At 42.0% G+C, this 16,260-nt stretch carries 13 protein-coding genes and 1 pseudogene; 3 read left to right on the forward strand and 11 right to left on the reverse strand.

Features of this window, described 5'->3' with window-relative positions:
- Positions 1 to 289: 289 nt before the first annotated feature.
- A pseudogene (locus tag BTO30_RS15875) lies at positions 290 to 544 on the forward strand (transposase); the annotation flags it as partial.
- 439 nt (positions 545 to 983) lie between these two features.
- Here BTO30_RS15875 and BTO30_RS15880 read toward each other — a convergent pair.
- From BTO30_RS15880 to BTO30_RS15905, 6 genes are all read right to left on the reverse strand, one after another.
- Complete coding sequence (locus BTO30_RS15880) at positions 984 to 2,900, reverse strand: TRAP transporter permease (RefSeq protein ID WP_075399670.1); 1,917 nt, start codon at positions 2,898 to 2,900, stop codon at positions 984 to 986.
- 72 nt (positions 2,901 to 2,972) lie between these two features.
- The gene (locus BTO30_RS15885; RefSeq protein ID WP_075399671.1) at positions 2,973 to 3,971 is read right to left on the reverse strand and encodes a TAXI family TRAP transporter solute-binding subunit; all 999 of its coding nucleotides are present in this window, start codon (positions 3,969 to 3,971) and stop codon (positions 2,973 to 2,975) included.
- A 40-nt stretch (positions 3,972 to 4,011) separates the two neighbouring features.
- Positions 4,012 to 5,418 carry a hypothetical protein gene (locus BTO30_RS15890; protein WP_075399672.1) on the reverse strand — a complete coding sequence of 469 codons (1,407 nt, stop codon included), beginning with the start codon at positions 5,416 to 5,418 and terminating at the stop codon, positions 4,012 to 4,014.
- A gap of 43 nt (positions 5,419 to 5,461) precedes the next feature.
- A complete protein-coding gene (locus BTO30_RS15895; RefSeq protein ID WP_245796537.1) occupies positions 5,462 to 5,953 on the reverse strand; it encodes an aromatic-ring-hydroxylating dioxygenase subunit beta in 492 nt (163 codons plus the stop codon).
- A gap of 24 nt (positions 5,954 to 5,977) precedes the next feature.
- Positions 5,978 to 7,222 (reverse strand): aromatic ring-hydroxylating dioxygenase subunit alpha, encoded by a 1,245-nt coding sequence (locus BTO30_RS15900; RefSeq protein WP_075399673.1) that lies wholly within the window; start codon positions 7,220 to 7,222, stop codon positions 5,978 to 5,980.
- A gap of 18 nt (positions 7,223 to 7,240) precedes the next feature.
- On the reverse strand, positions 7,241 to 8,257 hold the full coding sequence (locus tag BTO30_RS15905; RefSeq protein WP_075399674.1) for a PdxA family dehydrogenase: 1,017 nt from the start codon (positions 8,255 to 8,257) through the stop codon (positions 7,241 to 7,243).
- A 148-nt stretch (positions 8,258 to 8,405) separates the two neighbouring features.
- On the opposite strand from BTO30_RS15905, the gene BTO30_RS15910 reads away from it, so the two are divergent.
- Together BTO30_RS15910 and BTO30_RS15920 are read left to right on the forward strand one after the other, a co-directional pair.
- Positions 8,406 to 9,170 (forward strand): IclR family transcriptional regulator, encoded by a 765-nt coding sequence (locus BTO30_RS15910; protein WP_075399675.1) that lies wholly within the window; start codon positions 8,406 to 8,408, stop codon positions 9,168 to 9,170.
- Between the two features lie 323 nt (positions 9,171 to 9,493).
- Entirely contained in the window at positions 9,494 to 11,188 is a 1,695-nt protein-coding gene (locus BTO30_RS15920; protein WP_075399677.1) for a methyl-accepting chemotaxis protein, read from the forward strand.
- A 226-nt stretch (positions 11,189 to 11,414) separates the two neighbouring features.
- Here the strand turns inward: BTO30_RS15920 and BTO30_RS15925 are convergent, their stop codons facing one another.
- The 5 genes from BTO30_RS15925 to BTO30_RS15945 all read right to left on the reverse strand — a co-directional run bounded on the left by BTO30_RS15925 (position 11,415) and on the right by BTO30_RS15945 (position 16,080).
- Positions 11,415 to 12,350, reverse strand: coding sequence for an acetamidase/formamidase family protein (locus tag BTO30_RS15925; RefSeq protein WP_075399678.1), 936 nt, complete (start codon positions 12,348 to 12,350; stop codon positions 11,415 to 11,417).
- Between the two features lie 50 nt (positions 12,351 to 12,400).
- Entirely contained in the window at positions 12,401 to 12,778 is a 378-nt protein-coding gene (locus BTO30_RS15930) for a VOC family protein (protein ID WP_075399679.1), read from the reverse strand.
- A gap of 386 nt (positions 12,779 to 13,164) precedes the next feature.
- On the reverse strand, positions 13,165 to 14,226 hold the full coding sequence (locus BTO30_RS15935; protein ID WP_075399680.1) for an IS4 family transposase: 1,062 nt from the start codon (positions 14,224 to 14,226) through the stop codon (positions 13,165 to 13,167).
- Positions 14,227 to 14,369: 143 nt separating this feature from the next.
- A complete protein-coding gene (locus BTO30_RS15940; RefSeq protein WP_075399681.1) occupies positions 14,370 to 15,221 on the reverse strand; it encodes a hypothetical protein in 852 nt (283 codons plus the stop codon).
- A 130-nt stretch (positions 15,222 to 15,351) separates the two neighbouring features.
- A complete protein-coding gene (locus tag BTO30_RS15945; protein ID WP_342743424.1) occupies positions 15,352 to 16,080 on the reverse strand; it encodes a hypothetical protein in 729 nt (242 codons plus the stop codon).
- Positions 16,081 to 16,260: the final 180 nt, after the last annotated feature.

Genomic DNA, 16,260 nt, shown 5'->3' on the forward strand with positions numbered 1-16,260 from the left:
CATCCCAGTACATAACCCCATCAATTTTCACTAAATGAGGCGACGCCTCATACATCATTTCATAGCCTTTTCGATTTTCTTCGATCTCTCTTCTGGAATAAACTGTATACATGGAAATTCCCTCGCTTTACATAGTTAACGAGGGATTTTTATCGAGATCTTCATAATTTGTCCATTGCTTAATTTGTTTTTCAACAGTATGAGAAGGGGCTGTCCCAAAAGTCAGTGGAAACTGACTTTTGAGGCAGCCCTGTTTTTATGCACAAAGGCTACTTTTATTGATTATACCATGGGACAGCTGATTCTTCCAATGGACTACAGTGAATTGATTCCAGAGGACCATGTCGTGCGTGTGGTCAGCGGCATGATCGACGAGCTGAATGACGAACTTTTTTTCCAGGCTTACAAAGGAGGCGGCCGGCCTCCTTACCATCCCAAAATGATGACAAAGATTATTGTGTACGCCTACACACAAAAGCTGTATTCCTGCCGGGATATCGCCAAGTCCCTGCGGGAGCAACTGCCAATGATGTGGATCGCCGCCATGGCCCACAATTTCCTGAAACAGGCGCAGGTGAACCGCCAGTTTCAGGGGCAAAACGGCGGCAAACGAAAAAATCCGGCGGGTCCTTTTCAAGAACCCGCCGGATTTTCTTCATTTAAGAGGCTTTTGAGACAGCCCCCTTTAAAATCGTTGTTTAATCATCCAGATTTATCTTTGCAGCTCTAATTTTCTCTTCTCATTGTGAGAAGGAATCGAGTTGAAAATTTTGATAACGGCTTTATTTTGACAAAAAGAACAGGGGGATTTTACATTCTTAACTTTTTTCACATGAGGAACATCAAAGTTTTTCAGGCCATCTTTGACATGGTTCGTACATACGACTAACATTATGAATAACCCCGCTTTCTTCCTAATCTTGAAAATGAGAGAAGCAGCCAGTCTTATATGCCGCCACTCAGCTGATCTGCCTTTTTGCAGCTTAGATCACCTTGTCTGTATTTTCTCTCTCCGAATTCGTCACCGGGGTCATACGATTCCGTTTGGCACGTTTGGCAGCAGCAAAAAATATAATAAGCGCCGCAATCCCCACGATATTTAAAATAGGGTCAGGTAATAACATAAGCGCCCCTGCCGCTAACGCCCAAAAACGAAACATCCAACTTAATTTTCGTTCCAAGAATCCTTGGAAAGCGATTCCAAAAGCAACTACACCTAAAAAACCGGTAATGACAGCAAGGATCTTGTCAAACATTGACCCGATCATTAGGTAAGCCGGATTAAGAACAAACATAAACGGAATCACATAAGCCACAAAAGCGAGTTTGGTCGCTGTCAGGGCAGTGGTCATCGGGTTCGTTTTTGCAATCGCCGCTGCCGCAAAGGACGCCAGCGCATCCGGCGGTGTAATGACCGCAATTGAAGCAAAATACATGACAAACATGTGAGCCAGAAGCAATGCATGATCCGCAACAGCCGGCGAAGAGTCTGCTTCCAGCATACCTACCAGCGCCGGTATCGTGATGGCAACTTGCACAATATACGATGCCGATGGCGGAAGACCCATTCCTAGAATAAATGAAGCGACAGCCGTTAATAGGAGGGCAAGAATGAGATGTCCGCCGGAAAGCTCATCCAATAGCGCGGTAAACCGTACACCTAATCCGGTCAAACCAAACATCCCGCTAATGATGCCCGCCGTTGCTGTGGCCGCGCCGATCATCAGCATCCCTTTTGCCCCGTCTTCCAAGGCTTCTAAAATAGAACGCCAGTTCATTCGTGTTTCTTTGCGAAAAGCGGCAAAGATTAATATGCTTAAAATGGAATAGGAAACAGCATATGATGGGCTGTATTCCAGCATAAGGAGGCCGACCAGAATAACAATCGGCATTAAAAGATGCCATCTTTTCTTTATACTGGCTTTCCAGTCCGGCAATTCTTTCTTAGGAACACCTGTTAACCCTAGTTTAACCGCTTCCAAATGTACCATGACTCCAATGCCCCAGAAATACAGCACGGCTGGCAGCAGCGCATAACCGGCAATTTGTATATAAGGAATACCCGTATACTGTGCCATAATGAAGGCCACGATCCCCATGACAGGCGGCATAATTTGGCTTCCCGCCGAGGCCGCCGCTTCCACACCCCCCGCAAAATTCGCTTTATAGCCGATTTTTTTCATCAACGGTATAGTGGAGGTTCCGACCGTCATAACATTGGCTACCGCACTCCCCGAGAGCATACCGTGCAGCGCGCTGCCGATAATGGATACTTTAGCCGGTCCCCCGCGGGCATGTCCCGCTATGCCCATGGCGATATCCATTAAAAGATCACCTAGCCCGGACTTCGCGAGAAACGAACCGAACAAAATAAACAGCGCAATATACGTGGCGCTTGCTCCAAGAGGAATGCCAAACGCGCCTTCTGTTCCAAGATAGTTTAAATCAACGATGCTGTCCCAGCTATATCCGGCATGTGACAGCATACCGGGTAAGAAGGAGCCGGCCAGTCCGTAGAGCAAGAACAGGAGCGCGATAATAGAAAGGGCCGCACCGGCTACCTTTCGTGTCGCTTCCAAAATCAGCAATGTAAAAATCGTTCCTAACAACATCTCCGCCGGCAGCAGCGGGCTGACCATTGGAAAACGTTCGGTCATAATATAATCATAATTCACATAGAGATACCCCATACTGGCCGCACTGAGAATGACCATTAAACCGCTTAAAGCACCGTTAAGCTTTTTCGATTTAAAGTTGTATGGATATAACAAAAAGATTAACAACATGACAAATGATAAGTGAACAAACCTTTGAAAAAACGTTTCAAAATTACCGAAAAATCCTGTGTACAAATGAAAAATACTCAATCCGTATAATAAAATTTTCCCTAATTTCAGCATTTATCTTTTGTTCCCTCCTTGTAAAAATCAAAATTTTACGTTAACGGGATACGTTGAGGTTTACGAACGATCTTATTTTAACAATTGCTTCTCTTTATAAAACTTTTCCGCACCGGGATGAAAAGGCACCCCGATATCCGCCGGTAAATCTTCTGCATTTACACTTTCAAGCGCCGGATCGATGCTCTTAAATTCCTCTAAATGATCATGAAGTGTTTTTGTAAATTCATAAACAAGGTCTTCTGACGCATTTTTATTTGCTATAACAACAAGCGGTGACTGAATGGTTTGGACTTCGTGATCTACACCTTTATAGACGCCTGCCGGAATGGTCGCTTCTACCAAACCTTTATTCTGCGCGGTCAACTTTTCAATTTTATCGTCCGGAAGCGAGAGCAATTCCATATCTTTACTCTGGCTTAAATCCGTGAGAACAGAAAATGGCAGCGGGACTGTCCAGAACATTAAATCAAGCCGACCATCCTTCATTTGCTCCACCGCATCCGCAAACGATAAATTTTGCACACTGCCCATATCTTCATAGCTCATGTCATACGCTTCCAAAATACGCCGGGCCACTTCTTCGGTAAGCAGTCCTTTTTGACCGACATTAATGGTTTTTCCTTTGAGATCTTCAATGGATTTAATCCCTGAATCTTTCAGTACAACAATTTGCGTAATGTGAGGAAATAGAGATGCCACGTATTGTACATTGTCCATTTTTTCTTTAAACGGAGGATTTCCGCCGATTCCATCAACCGTTGGCATCGCCTGTGAAAAGCCGATTTCACCCTGACCGCCGTGAATCGCAACGACATTCGCTACCCCTCCCCCTGGTTCAATACTTACTTGCTCCAGACTGGGCATATTCTTTTTCATCGTTTCCGTAATACCAACAGCCAGCGGATACCAAGATCCCGTTTGAGGAGCTGCATAAAAACGCAGAACATTTGATGATGAAGAAGCATTGCTTTGATTTGAAGCTGTTTGATTTGCATCCCCGCAGGCGGCTAACCCTAACATACTTGCTAAAATCAGCATAGCCAGCCTTGTAAACGTTATCTTTTTCATTTTCATACCCCCTTGAATAATATCCTTCGCAATTGTAAGACTAAATGAAAAGAACAGAGATTGTTAAAACAAGTGAAAAGGCCGCCGCATATAACAGGCTCCATCCGGCAATGCGCATCGGACGCACATTAATAATGGAGGACATAAGACCAAGCGTTCCACTGAACGGCCCCAAGTAAAACGTTAAAACAGCACCGCCCAAAAACGCCACCGCCATCTGCTCCGGCGTTATGCCAAGAACATCCGGTTTCAATGATTGCGCCAGCAAAGTCACAACCACAATTGGGTGCATCCCTATAAACGAGAAAAGCAGCGTAAGAAACGGGAGTGAGATCAAAAAGAGTTGTACGCCCGCTAATTCACTAAATTGAACAAACAACTGGTTCACCAGACGATCCTGACCTGAATAGTGGAGCGCCTGAACAAAAAAACCGGCACTGAGAAAAATCGCAAATGAATCACTCATGTCCGCTATTTTATGAGTAAAATGATGCTTTACACCCGGCAAAAATTCAGTATTTTTTCTTAATAAAAGACACCATATCCAGGCGAACGGAAGGGTTAAAAGTGTTACGCTCACCACTAAGCCCAATGAAAAAACAGCGTCTGTGCCGACAATTAAAAACAACAGTAAAATGATCGCAAGAACAATTTGGGATATCTTCCCGTAAAAAAGAGGAGAAGCTTCAGCCGCCGCAGTCTCTTTTGGAGCAACGCCGGATTGTTTGACTCGTTCCACCAAAGTGAAAATAATCCAGTTAAAACCAAGCGATACTAAACTGATACATAACAGTATTGGAAAGATATGCAGCCATTCCACTTTGGTCACATGAAGAACGACGCCCAGAATACCGGATAAAGGCGTCCACATGATCGGCAAAGAATATCCCTGAATAATACTGCCGGCGAGAAAGCGGTCCGGCTTTTCAATCGGCCAAGCATCCACCGTGCTTTTTACACTGGCATGTGTAATTGGAACAGCCGCCATATTTAAAAAGCTGCCAAGAAAGTAGGATAACCCTGTAATGGTTCTATATAAGTGGGAAGAGGAATGAATTCTTCCTTGAAATAGTTGTTTAAATGCCTCTCTGTGCCCGCCTGCCTGTATCGGCAGAGACAATAAAGGGACAATGGAAAACAAGGCAAGTAGATACAGCATGTCCCCATACAACTGCACATAGTAGGAAAAATCGATTCCCTTCCTCACAACCATCAGCGTTCCTAAAAATAAAAAGACAATAGACATCAGCCTTGTAAAGAACGTACACGATAGCAGCGACAGAGCGATCGCGATCATCGAAAAGATCGACAATAATACTCCCAGCTCCGCAAATGGTACAAGCTGAAAGATCAAAAATAGACCAACCGACAAGGTGAAGATCGTTGATTTTATGCGGATCAGCAAATGCTGCATGCCCAACGATTCATAATCAGAAAGGGAAATCATCGATTTCCCTTTCTCCTTTCCTTCACTTTTTAAGCTGTTCATTTTAAATAGGCGTGACAAGCAATGTCGGGATCACGAGTGTGTCGTAAACCACTTTTTTCTCTTTGAACTTAGGCTGGTCCCCTTCAAAAACGATCTTGTCGATGTATTTTCCAACATTGTACACTTCTGAGTAACCGTTCACTCTTGTTTGGAATACGGCATAATTTGCGTGGACCGTGTACGTATCATTTTCACAGCCCACAATTCTGATGCTGCTGACAATGTGCCGGTAAACATGCGCTTCAAAAATATTGGCTTGCCGATGAGCTGTCACACGATCCTTCAGCATCCCTTTGCTGTCACAGTAAATGATAGAGGCAGGAAAGTTCCGCTCATTGTTTTCACGTGAAATGATTTGATACAGGCAGTCGTCGGTGAAAAATTCCGGCCACTCCTCTAAACGATTATCATCAATGCACTGTACATAAGCATGCGTCAATTCTTCAATCTTCAATTGGACTTCTCTAAGATCACTGATTTGTTGCATTTCCATTCCTTCTTCCCCCCATCTTTTTCATCAATAACCCATTAAGTGGCGATAATGCTTCCAAAAACCGCGGATGGATGTTTCCGTAACGCGGAACGATTGACTCTCAATGCCCGTGCCGCCCATTTCAACAAAGGACTCCTCATGCGGCGCGCCGACAATTCCCTTTTGTACCAATTCGCCAATACCGCCGTCTTCTAATGATACGAAGCCTGCCGGTCCCACTAAATTAGACTGCTTAAGCCGAATTTTTGTCATTTCTTCGTCATCATCTTCAAAGCCTAAATACGTCCAAATCAATTCACAGGAATCAATGCCTTTCGGTACTAAATGGCGGACCGCTAACGCATTGTGAATCTGCTGGACAACCATTCCCGGAAATAATGATTGGATAGCGAGCGTAATCCCATCCGGGAATTCATTCCGGCCGACCAGCAATGACGGATCTTCTAAAGTATATTTTGATGAAAACGATCTCAAATCCGACTGCTTATAAGCTTCCAGATCTTCATTTAAACTGCCATACGTATAACTGACGTGGTGGCGTCCTGTTTCATCCAAATCAATCCCGCCTTTTTGCGACAGACGGTTTACTCCAAATGTAGAAAAGAATAAATGCAGTAAGCTGGCATGATAAGAATCTTTCACGTTTTCAAAGTATAGCTTCCAATTGTTATTCATCAACTGACGCTGATAGCCCAAAACTTTAACAGGCTTTTGGAAAATCCGATTTAAATAGCCGCACATTTTGTCGCCTAAATACGTTTGCAAGGGCTCCATACTATGATCAAACGTGCCGAATATAATACCCGAATACGTTTCCACTTTTATTTTCTGAAGCGAAAGCTTACTTTGATCAAATCCTTCCGGCATGCCCCCCTGACCATTTACGCCCTTTTTAAAAGGCACACCTTTTAAATCACCTTGCGCATCATACACCCAGGCATGATACACGCATGTGAATGTCTTCGTGTTTCCGCATGAGTCCATACAAACTGTTGCACCCCTATGGGCACAGCGATTGACGAAAGATCTGATTTCGCCGTTTGAATCGCGTGTGACCACGACAGGCGTATCCCCGACATAGGTCGTTTTATAGTCGCCCGGATTCGGTATTTCCACTTCCAAACCAAGATAATTCCATGTGGAGCCGCGGAAAATCTTATCCATTTCACCTTCATAAATATTTTCATCCATATAGACTTGATACGGAATCCGGCTTTCCCCTTTTTCAGGCCATGTTAACGTTTCTGCGCTCTTTTTCGAAATACTCATCTATAAAAACTCCCCTCTTCAGCTATTGATTAATTGATTTTTTACGTTAATTGAACTGAGAAGCTCGATTGTTTGAATGACACTTGCAGGTTCAGCGATCCCTTTCCCAGCAATATCGGGGGCGCTTCCATGGCCAACAGATGCAAAAAGCACGGGCGTACCAATTGTTAAAGCCGCTATGTTTTTAAGCGCTTTCATTTTAATCGGCACATGAGCTTGATCATGATACATCGCCACGTATATATCTTGTTTTCCGAATTCGGCAAACAGGGTATCAGCAGGAAACGGCCCTGCAGCCTGAATGCCATCTTCCAGCACGCCCTCTATTGCCGGCGTAATTTCGTTCTGTTCTTCTTCACCGAATAGTCCGCCTTCACCCGCATGAGGGTTTAATCCGGCTACCGCGATTGATGGAGAAGACATTCCTAATGCTTTGCCGGCTGAATCGGCTGCCCGGATCGCTTTTTCAACGAGCGGCTTTTTTACTAATTCCAGTGCTTGTTTTAAGGAAACATGCAATGTTGTGTTCACAACGCGTAAATTCCCGGAAACGAGCATCAGAAAAGCCTCTTCTTCTTTTGTACCGGTCAATTTGGCAACCAGACCGGGATAACCATCAAACTCTATTCCCGCCTTTTCGACAGAAGATTTTGTATGCGGACCGCCGATAACCGCATGCACCTCACCTTGCAGCGCCAGCATAACCGCTTTTTTCGTATAATCAATCATGGCACTGCCTGTCATTGCATCGCCTTCCCCAAAAGAAAATCGGCTCATCTCAATATTAGCCAGGTCGATTAAATCAACCTGCCCATGAGAAAAAGCGGCGTCGCTTACCCGGTTAATCAGGTTAAGCTTCAACGGCAAATTGAACTTGGCAATACAATGTGACAGAACATTCGCATCCCCTACAAGTAAAGGGCGGCTACAGTCATACGTGTGCGGATCAAGCAGCGCTTTTAAAGCAATCTCTGGTCCAATCCCCGAAACATCACCAACAGTTATCGCAATAATTGGCTTAACGGATGTAGTCAACCACTCTCCTCCTTGTTTAAAAAAAATTATTGAAAAAATTCTATTTTTTCAATATATTACGAATTGTACAATAACTGAAATGCGCCAAAAAGAAGGGTTTTTCGTATAGCGAAAAACGAAAAAATTTTTTTTGAGGGGGATGACCAACATGCCAGGACCGGAATTGCTCTCTTCTGTACAGAATGCGATAAGAGTAATGCGTCAATTTTCGTTAGATGAGCCTGAGCTTGGGATTACAGAATTAAATGAGCGTCTGGGAATATCCAAAAGCTCTATTTACCGTGTGTTACAAACCTTATGTGCGGAACATATCATTCAGCAAAACCCGGAGACGAAAAAATACCATCTTGGGCTGACCGCTTTTGAAATTGGCTGTGTGGTTTATAATGACATACAAGTGTGTCAAGTTGCTCTTCCCTTATTGCAAAAAATGCATTTAAAATTGCCCGTTGTCATCCAGTTAGTGGTCTATGACCGCGGAACGGTCATTCACCTGCTTAAACTTCCTGAAAAAAGAGAAACGAGAACCTTTAACCGAATGGGCAAGCGGGTGCCGGCAAATGCCACTGCCGCCGGAAAGGTGCTCCTTGCGTATCAAAGCGAGAAAGAAATCGAACGCTTATGTTCCATCGGCTTTAAATCATTCACTCCAAACACACTAACAAAACCGGAAGTACTGTTATCCGAACTGGCGGCCATTAAAGAAAACGGCTACGCCTTTTCAAAAGAAGAATTCAAGGTGGGAATGTGCGCACTGGCCGTGCCCGTATTTGACGAAATAACCAATCAAATTGTCGCAGCCATCAGCGTGACAGGCCCGAAAAAGATTCTCTCTCCCGCTCAAATTCAGATTTATTTACGTGAAATGAAAATGTACAGCCGGTTAATTTCCGAACAGCTTGATTTAGAATAGGAGAAGAAAAAATGTAAGAAGCTGCCGGATGGAAGGCCGAATCCATGGAGAATCCGGCCAAAAGAACACGAAAACCGGCCCAAAATCAAAAAATCCGGCTGTAGAAATGAAGAAGGGGATGTCTCAATCGTTCATGAGGCATCCCCTTAATAAAGAAAGTTATTTTGGTTTACTCGTCATTTTAAATAGCAAGACCTTCATTTCGGCATGAATAACTGCCCGATAAAAATATGTGCCTCTTTATGATTTGTGATTTTCTTACTACAGCTATTATGTCATAATGGTCAAAATATTCTAATTAACTTTTGTTCAGGGGGTAAAAGATGAAATTAACGGTGCGCAATAAACTTTTAGGCGGATTTTTCATTATTTTGGTTCTTCTTGGAATCATCGGCGGGATCGGAAACTATCAGCTGGCAAACATCAATGAACGATACAAAGAATTGATGGAGGAACGGGTGACGAATCTTATTTCAGCGAAAGACATGAAGCAAGAAATCACGAATCAAACGCTGTACATACGTGAATTTCTTATTTCCGAGGATCAAACATACATAAAACGATATGGTGAATCGGTCCGGAATTTTGAAAGCATGCTGCAGCCGCTCAAAGCATCTGCTAATACAAATGAAGGTAAAGCAACCATTGAGCGAATTGAAACGTTGAAGGCTGAATATCAGAAGCTGATAAACGAGGCGCTTGATTTAAAAAACATTGGGGATGAAAATGGTTATTTAAACATCATGAACTCTTCTGCTCCCGGTGTAACCGAAGAACTTACGAAATCTCTTCAGGATTTAGAAAAATTACAGATGGATAATATGGTTCAGAGTTCAGAAGATGCCACAAAGCATGTCGCACAAGTCCAGCTCGCTTCTTTATTCATCATGATTGCCGCTATCGTTATCGGCATTGGAACCGCTTTATGGATCAGCCGTCAAATTGCAAAACCGATCCAAACATTGGTTTTTTCTATGAAACAAGTGGCTTCAGGAGATTTGCGGGTTCAAGAAGTGAATATCAAATCCCGTGATGAAATGAGAGATTTAGGAAATGCCTTTAACCAAATGATCCGTGACTTAAAACCCGTCATATCGGACGTGCGTGAATCGTCTGCACAAGTAGCGGTCAGCAGTGAGCAGCTAAATGCCGGCTCACAAGAAAGCCGCTCCGCCAGTGAAGGAATCGCCCGGCTCATTCAACAAACAGCAGAAGGAATGGAACAGCAGCTTCATTATTTTAACGACGTTCAATCTTCTATGCAAGAAATGGCGAAAGGAATGGATCAGATAACACTTAACAATGAAGAGATGCTTCAATCAACCGAAACAACAAATTCCATGACAAAAGAAGGCGCTGCTTCCATTCATAAAGTGCTTCAGCAAATGAACAAAATTACCGATTCCGCTTCGCATACGGCAGAGGTCATCCGCTCTCTCGGAAACCGTTCAAACGAAATTCAAAACATCGTCGGTTTCATTACCGAAATCGCCGAGCAAACAAACCTTCTTGCATTGAACGCGGCCATTGAAGCAGCCAGAGCTGGCGAAAACGGCAAAGGGTTCGCGGTCGTAGCTGAGGAAGTGCGCAAGCTGGCGGAAGAATCCAAAAAATCCGCTCAGCAAATCACACAAATGATAGCGCTGATTCAGTCAGAGACACATCAAGCTGTCACATCCATAAAACAGCAAAACAATGACGTCGAAGAAGGATTATTGTTTACGCAAGAAGCAAATGGCGCTTTTGCAGAAATTGAAGGCTCCGTCGGCCAAGTCACTCATAATGTAGAGGAAATGTCATCATCGATTCAAAACTTGGATACATTCATTGTCCGCATTGTCCAGGCAGTTGATCATGTACAAAAAATAGCTGAAGCAAGTGCAGCTGCTTCTCAACAGGTGAATGCCGGCACAGAAGAAAATGCAGCCACAATTGAAGAAGTATCCGCCAACGCTCAAAATTTGGCGATACTGGCAGAAACACTTCAAGAATCCGTTTCGCGATTTAAGCTGGATTAATCGCAGCTGTTTTTTTAACGTTCCCTTTACCAGTAATTAGGGGCTGTCTCAAAAGATCATGGAGACAGTCTCTTTCTTTTCGTTTCTATGGCCGGATTTTCTGATTTTGGGCCGGTTTTCCTATCAATAAATCGGCCAAAATGTTCAGAATCCGGCCTTTCCTTTTACAAATCACGGCACAACGCTTATCTACACGTTCTGATTTTCCGGCTTCTCACCCTGTCTATTACTGTTCAAATATCGCCAGCGGGAGAACCGCACTTACAACATAATGTCCAGCGTCAACAATTTCTGAAATTTTAAGGTCAACACATAGACTAGAAAGCAGGTAGGCATCCAATTTGGACATATTGTATGTATCCGCAATATAATCCACCATCCCGCGAAGAGCATCTTGAGACGCTTTAAACAGATCTCCCCCGACACCTGTAGTCCCATAAAAACCAGCATGATTGACTTTCGGTGTTAACGCGCCTTTTGTTTGAAATTGCGGAGCTGGAATCGACTTTCCTTTTATTAACGTAAATTTCAGTTTTGACGTCATCGGACATTCCAAAGCTGACACACAGACTTCCCCATCTCCTTGAGCAGCATGGCCGTCACCGCAGCTAAAAAGCGCACCGGCTTCCTGTACAGGAAGATACAGTGTCGTTCCGATCATAAGCTGCCTTGTATCCATGTTTCCGCCAAATGTTCCGGGAGGCATGATCGGAACATTATCCGCATCCTTAGGACAAACACCCATTGTTCCTAAAAACGGTTCAATCGGCACTTTAATATCCTCTCTGAAATGAATATACTCGCCGTCCGACAAATCAAATGTACGAAGATACGCATCCGGAAATTCCTCCGGTAATAACCCAAGTCCAGGAAGAACGGCCGTCCATCCCCAGCCTTTTGTTTTTATATCCAGAATTTCAACCGCCAGCGTATCTCCCGGTTCCGCTCCCTCTATATACACTGGTCCTGCCAGCGGATAGACACGCGTCCAGTCAAGTCCGGCGATTGCTTCTGTGGTCGAATCAATCGTGAATTGTCCATCTGTCACTTCTCTCGTTTCAAAAATCACGGTATCCCCGCTTTGAATCGTTAACGCAGGTTCATTGTTTACACTCCATGCATAATGTACAATATCTTTTGGGAAATAATGAGTTTTTGACATAAGTTCTTCCTCCTCTGTTGTTTCGTTTTCTTTCGTTCGCAAATATTTGCCTACTTATCTTCTCTTAATATATATTCATTGCCATCCTGATCTTTAAATGTGAACATCGTCCCGAATGGCATCTTTAACATTTCTTCCACTTCCACACCATTTTGTTTCATTTTTTCATAAGCTGATTCTATATCTGTTGTGCTGAAAAGAATGTTTGGATGTGAAACCTTAGAGGGTTTTTGCTTTTCCATCAACGGCTTCGAATACAGAACCAGCGTGGTGAATTCATCTTCACTGGGACCGACTTCGATCCAAGCGGCATTTGGCCCTATTGGCTGTTCAAATTTTAAAACGAAATTCATTTTATTTAACCAAAAATCTTTTGCCTGTTCTTGATCGTTCACATATACGGTGATTTTTCCGACTTTATTAATCATTGTTTTTCTCCTCGAATTTTGAATTAGTCATATCTCTTTCTGATAGAATTTCCAGGTGATCAGACAGCGGGAATGATTCATTCATTGATGATGAACAAGGCTGTAGTCTATCGCCAAATGCCCTTTGAACTATTATATCCAGCGGGCTAAAACGGTACATCTTTTTTATTTTCGTTTACTTCTCTGATAGTTAATGCCGAAAACCGCTATGGCAAAGAAAAACAAAATGGAAGAAAGCCACTAGTGTTGCATAAATAACATCTGAATTTTCAGTTTTATCATTTTCCTTGTTGAGAGCCAAAAAGGTAAATACCCAACTAAAGGTGGCTCCATCCATTTGGAAATTTATTCACAATTAGACTGGTGTAACATCGACAGTTCGATCATTATGGAATGGCTTTTCCTTCAATTTTCCTAAGCAAGATATGCGCTGGTTTCCACAATGCAGCCCTTAAATAACGGCTAATTTGTAAGGTTTTTCGTTTACTTTTTGTCTCTATTTGCATGAGAACATGTAGGCAAAAAACAATAATACCGATAAACACTTGATTTTGAATCGCCCATTCGCTTTGACCGTAGAACTTTTTAATGCTGAGATGCTGCTTTATCCATTTGAAAAACAATCCGATTGCCCAACGTGATTTATACATCTCAGAATTTTCTTCGGCGCTCAAATCAAAACGATTGGTAATTAATTGAAGTTCATTTCCTTTTGAATCCATGACTTTTAATAGGCGAAAGTAATTTTCTGCACGATTCTGTGTCGTGCCAATCAGCACCATTTGATCTGATAGAACAGTTGAATCGTTGGGTAGTTTAAAGTCGTAAACTTCCCGTATGACAGCGTTTTTCCGTAGCCTTGAAAGAAAAAAGTAGCCATCATCGGTCATGCGGTCAAAGCGCTCGTAATCGAGATAGCCACGGTCATGTTCTTTTGCCGTTGTTATCACAACCTTTTCAGGATAAGATGCACCCTTTTCCATAAACACAAGGCGCAAATGCAACTTTACACCTGCTTTTGTTTTGCGGAACTTAGCCCATTTATGATTGGTCAAATTAAGTGGCAATGTACTGGAATCGATGATTTTTAAGGGCATGACAAGTTTTGTATAGTGCGTCTTGGCATGAATTTGTGCCACTAGATCAAGGAAAAGACATTGAAATAGTTCTGGGTTCAGACCATTTATTCGCCGTGACAGCTGAGAAATATTGATAGATTCAAGGTCAATCCCTTTTTGAAGTTGGTCATTGAAAAGACAATCGCCCAGCGCATGGAGACTTTCGACTTCTTGTAGCTGCGCAAAAAGTAGTAATTTTAGAAATGACTCTGTCGTTAATTTTTTCGTATAGTAATCTAATTTTTTCGTTTTCACCTGTTCTTCAAATAATTGAAAATTTATTGGTGAAAACCATTGTCCAAATGAAGTTTTTCGTGTAATCTTGTCCATGCGTAGGTCCTTTTTTAGTGGATTTGGACGGGTTACCACCTGACTTATCCATTATAAAGGACTTTTTCTTTGCACAAAAATAAATTAGTGAACATTTTGAGTATTTTTAATAGTGAAACTAAATTAATGCAACACTAGTGATGTTAAATAATACTTTTCCAATGCTGCTCTAAATATCTTCTTTGTTTCTTCATCTTATAAATCTCAATTGTAAGGTAAACGAATAGGGCTACTAACTGACTTATAAATAGCGTAATAAGTAACCATTTGGTTGCAACGTCATCATAGTAATTGCTGGGATACGGGAGCAATGTTGTTGGGTACGCAACTCCAACTATTGAAGCGTAAAAGAGTACCAGCAATCCTCCATAAAATCCACTTGGCTTTGCATAATCCTCTAATATCTTTTGTTGCTCTTCCAGTTGCAAACTTAAAATCGTCACTTCATCTCTTAACATATCTCGATTTTTTCGCTTCTCTCTATACGCTTGTATGCTATCTGGTCCAGCCGAAGACAACAAATCTGGTCTTATTAAGAAAGCATCATCTGGAAAACTTATGCTCGCCATTAATGGATTAACTGGTCGTTCTGGCAACGAACGCTTCAAAAAATAATAAACGCTTTCGTATAAACCTATTTTCGGTGCCAATGATACTTTGACACCACTCTCTTCAAGAAATTCCTTAAAATCGTTCGGAATGTCTTCACGGTAATAACCTGAAATCATCTCCTCGACCTCACAGATTATTTGTTCAAGTTCTTCAAGGTAAGGTTTAAGCTCCTCAATTGAACGATGGTTATACGCATCGTGCTCTATAATTTCAGCAACAGTTTTTTCTTTTGAAATCAGGTCTTCTAAATTATCTATAATAAAGTCGTCAGCATCCTCATCTAATAGAATCAATTCAGCATTTTTATACATCTTTTGCTTTGCAGATAAATCGTTTTTAAGCTCTCTCATTCGCCTCTCAATGCCTTTTCTTTCACTCGCCATAGTTATGGACTCTACTCACCAAAAACTGCCTATTATGGCAACCAGAGCCGCTGTGGCGGTCACAATTGTTGATATTAATATATTCAAGTCCACTTTTTCTCACCTCAGAACTTTAAGTTGCACACTGCTATCAATCTTTACTCTTGATTACTTTACTGCAATACTCTTCCCAATAATTGTCTTTATCAGAATCTATCGAATGAAGCCAAACGTACATGAGTAATACTTCAAGCATCTGTTTCTTTTTCCGCATAAATGGTCTATCCGAAATCCTCGTATATAAGGTGTTGATATTAAATAAATTTGCCTTCTGTTTGTAATCATATTCGTAATCTAAATACCCTTCCTTACTCTTCTTTCGATGTCTGACTGGCCACAAGGATGAGTCATCGTAGAAGCGTTCTGCATATTCAGATGCAAACAGGAATAAATTCACAGAATATTTCTCTTGGGTATTCTCTACCCAATTATTTATTTCCTCCGAGATAAAAGGGTACTTTGAAATAGCATGTTCTTCGCTTTTGATTCTATGATGGTCTTTAATAAAGGCAAAGAGGTACTCAGTTTGCCCTTTTAAAAATGGATTTCGCTTCACTAAATTCGCATAAATTTCATAAGAACAGCTACGGAAATCGCTGTCTTGAAAATACAACAGAAACAGTTCTTCTTTCTTTAATTGACTTATGATAGAACGGTGTATTTGTTTATCATAATCTTCATAAATTTGCAGTAACCATTGCTGAACGTTTTCACTATAATCGGATAGTTGTTTTTGTAGCTTTTGCATTTTTTCATTTTGAAGAGTGGTCCGTTCGCCAATAGCGTTTTCCGATAGATACTGGTTGAAGTATTCAAACACATAGTCAACAACCTTCTTAGTGTTCTCCATCTTGAGAGAAGTGTCAAATTCATTAATTCCGTCTTCTTGCTTCCGCTTGATGCTAGTATGTTTAATTGACACACCGAATTGAGACGTTATAATAAAAAGACGAATCAGAAGGAGTGTCAATGATGGGAAGAACCTTTGATAAAGACTTTA

It is taken from the genome of Domibacillus antri, assembly GCF_001936625.1.
GTDB lineage: Bacteria > Bacillota > Bacilli > Bacillales > Domibacillaceae > Domibacillus > Domibacillus antri.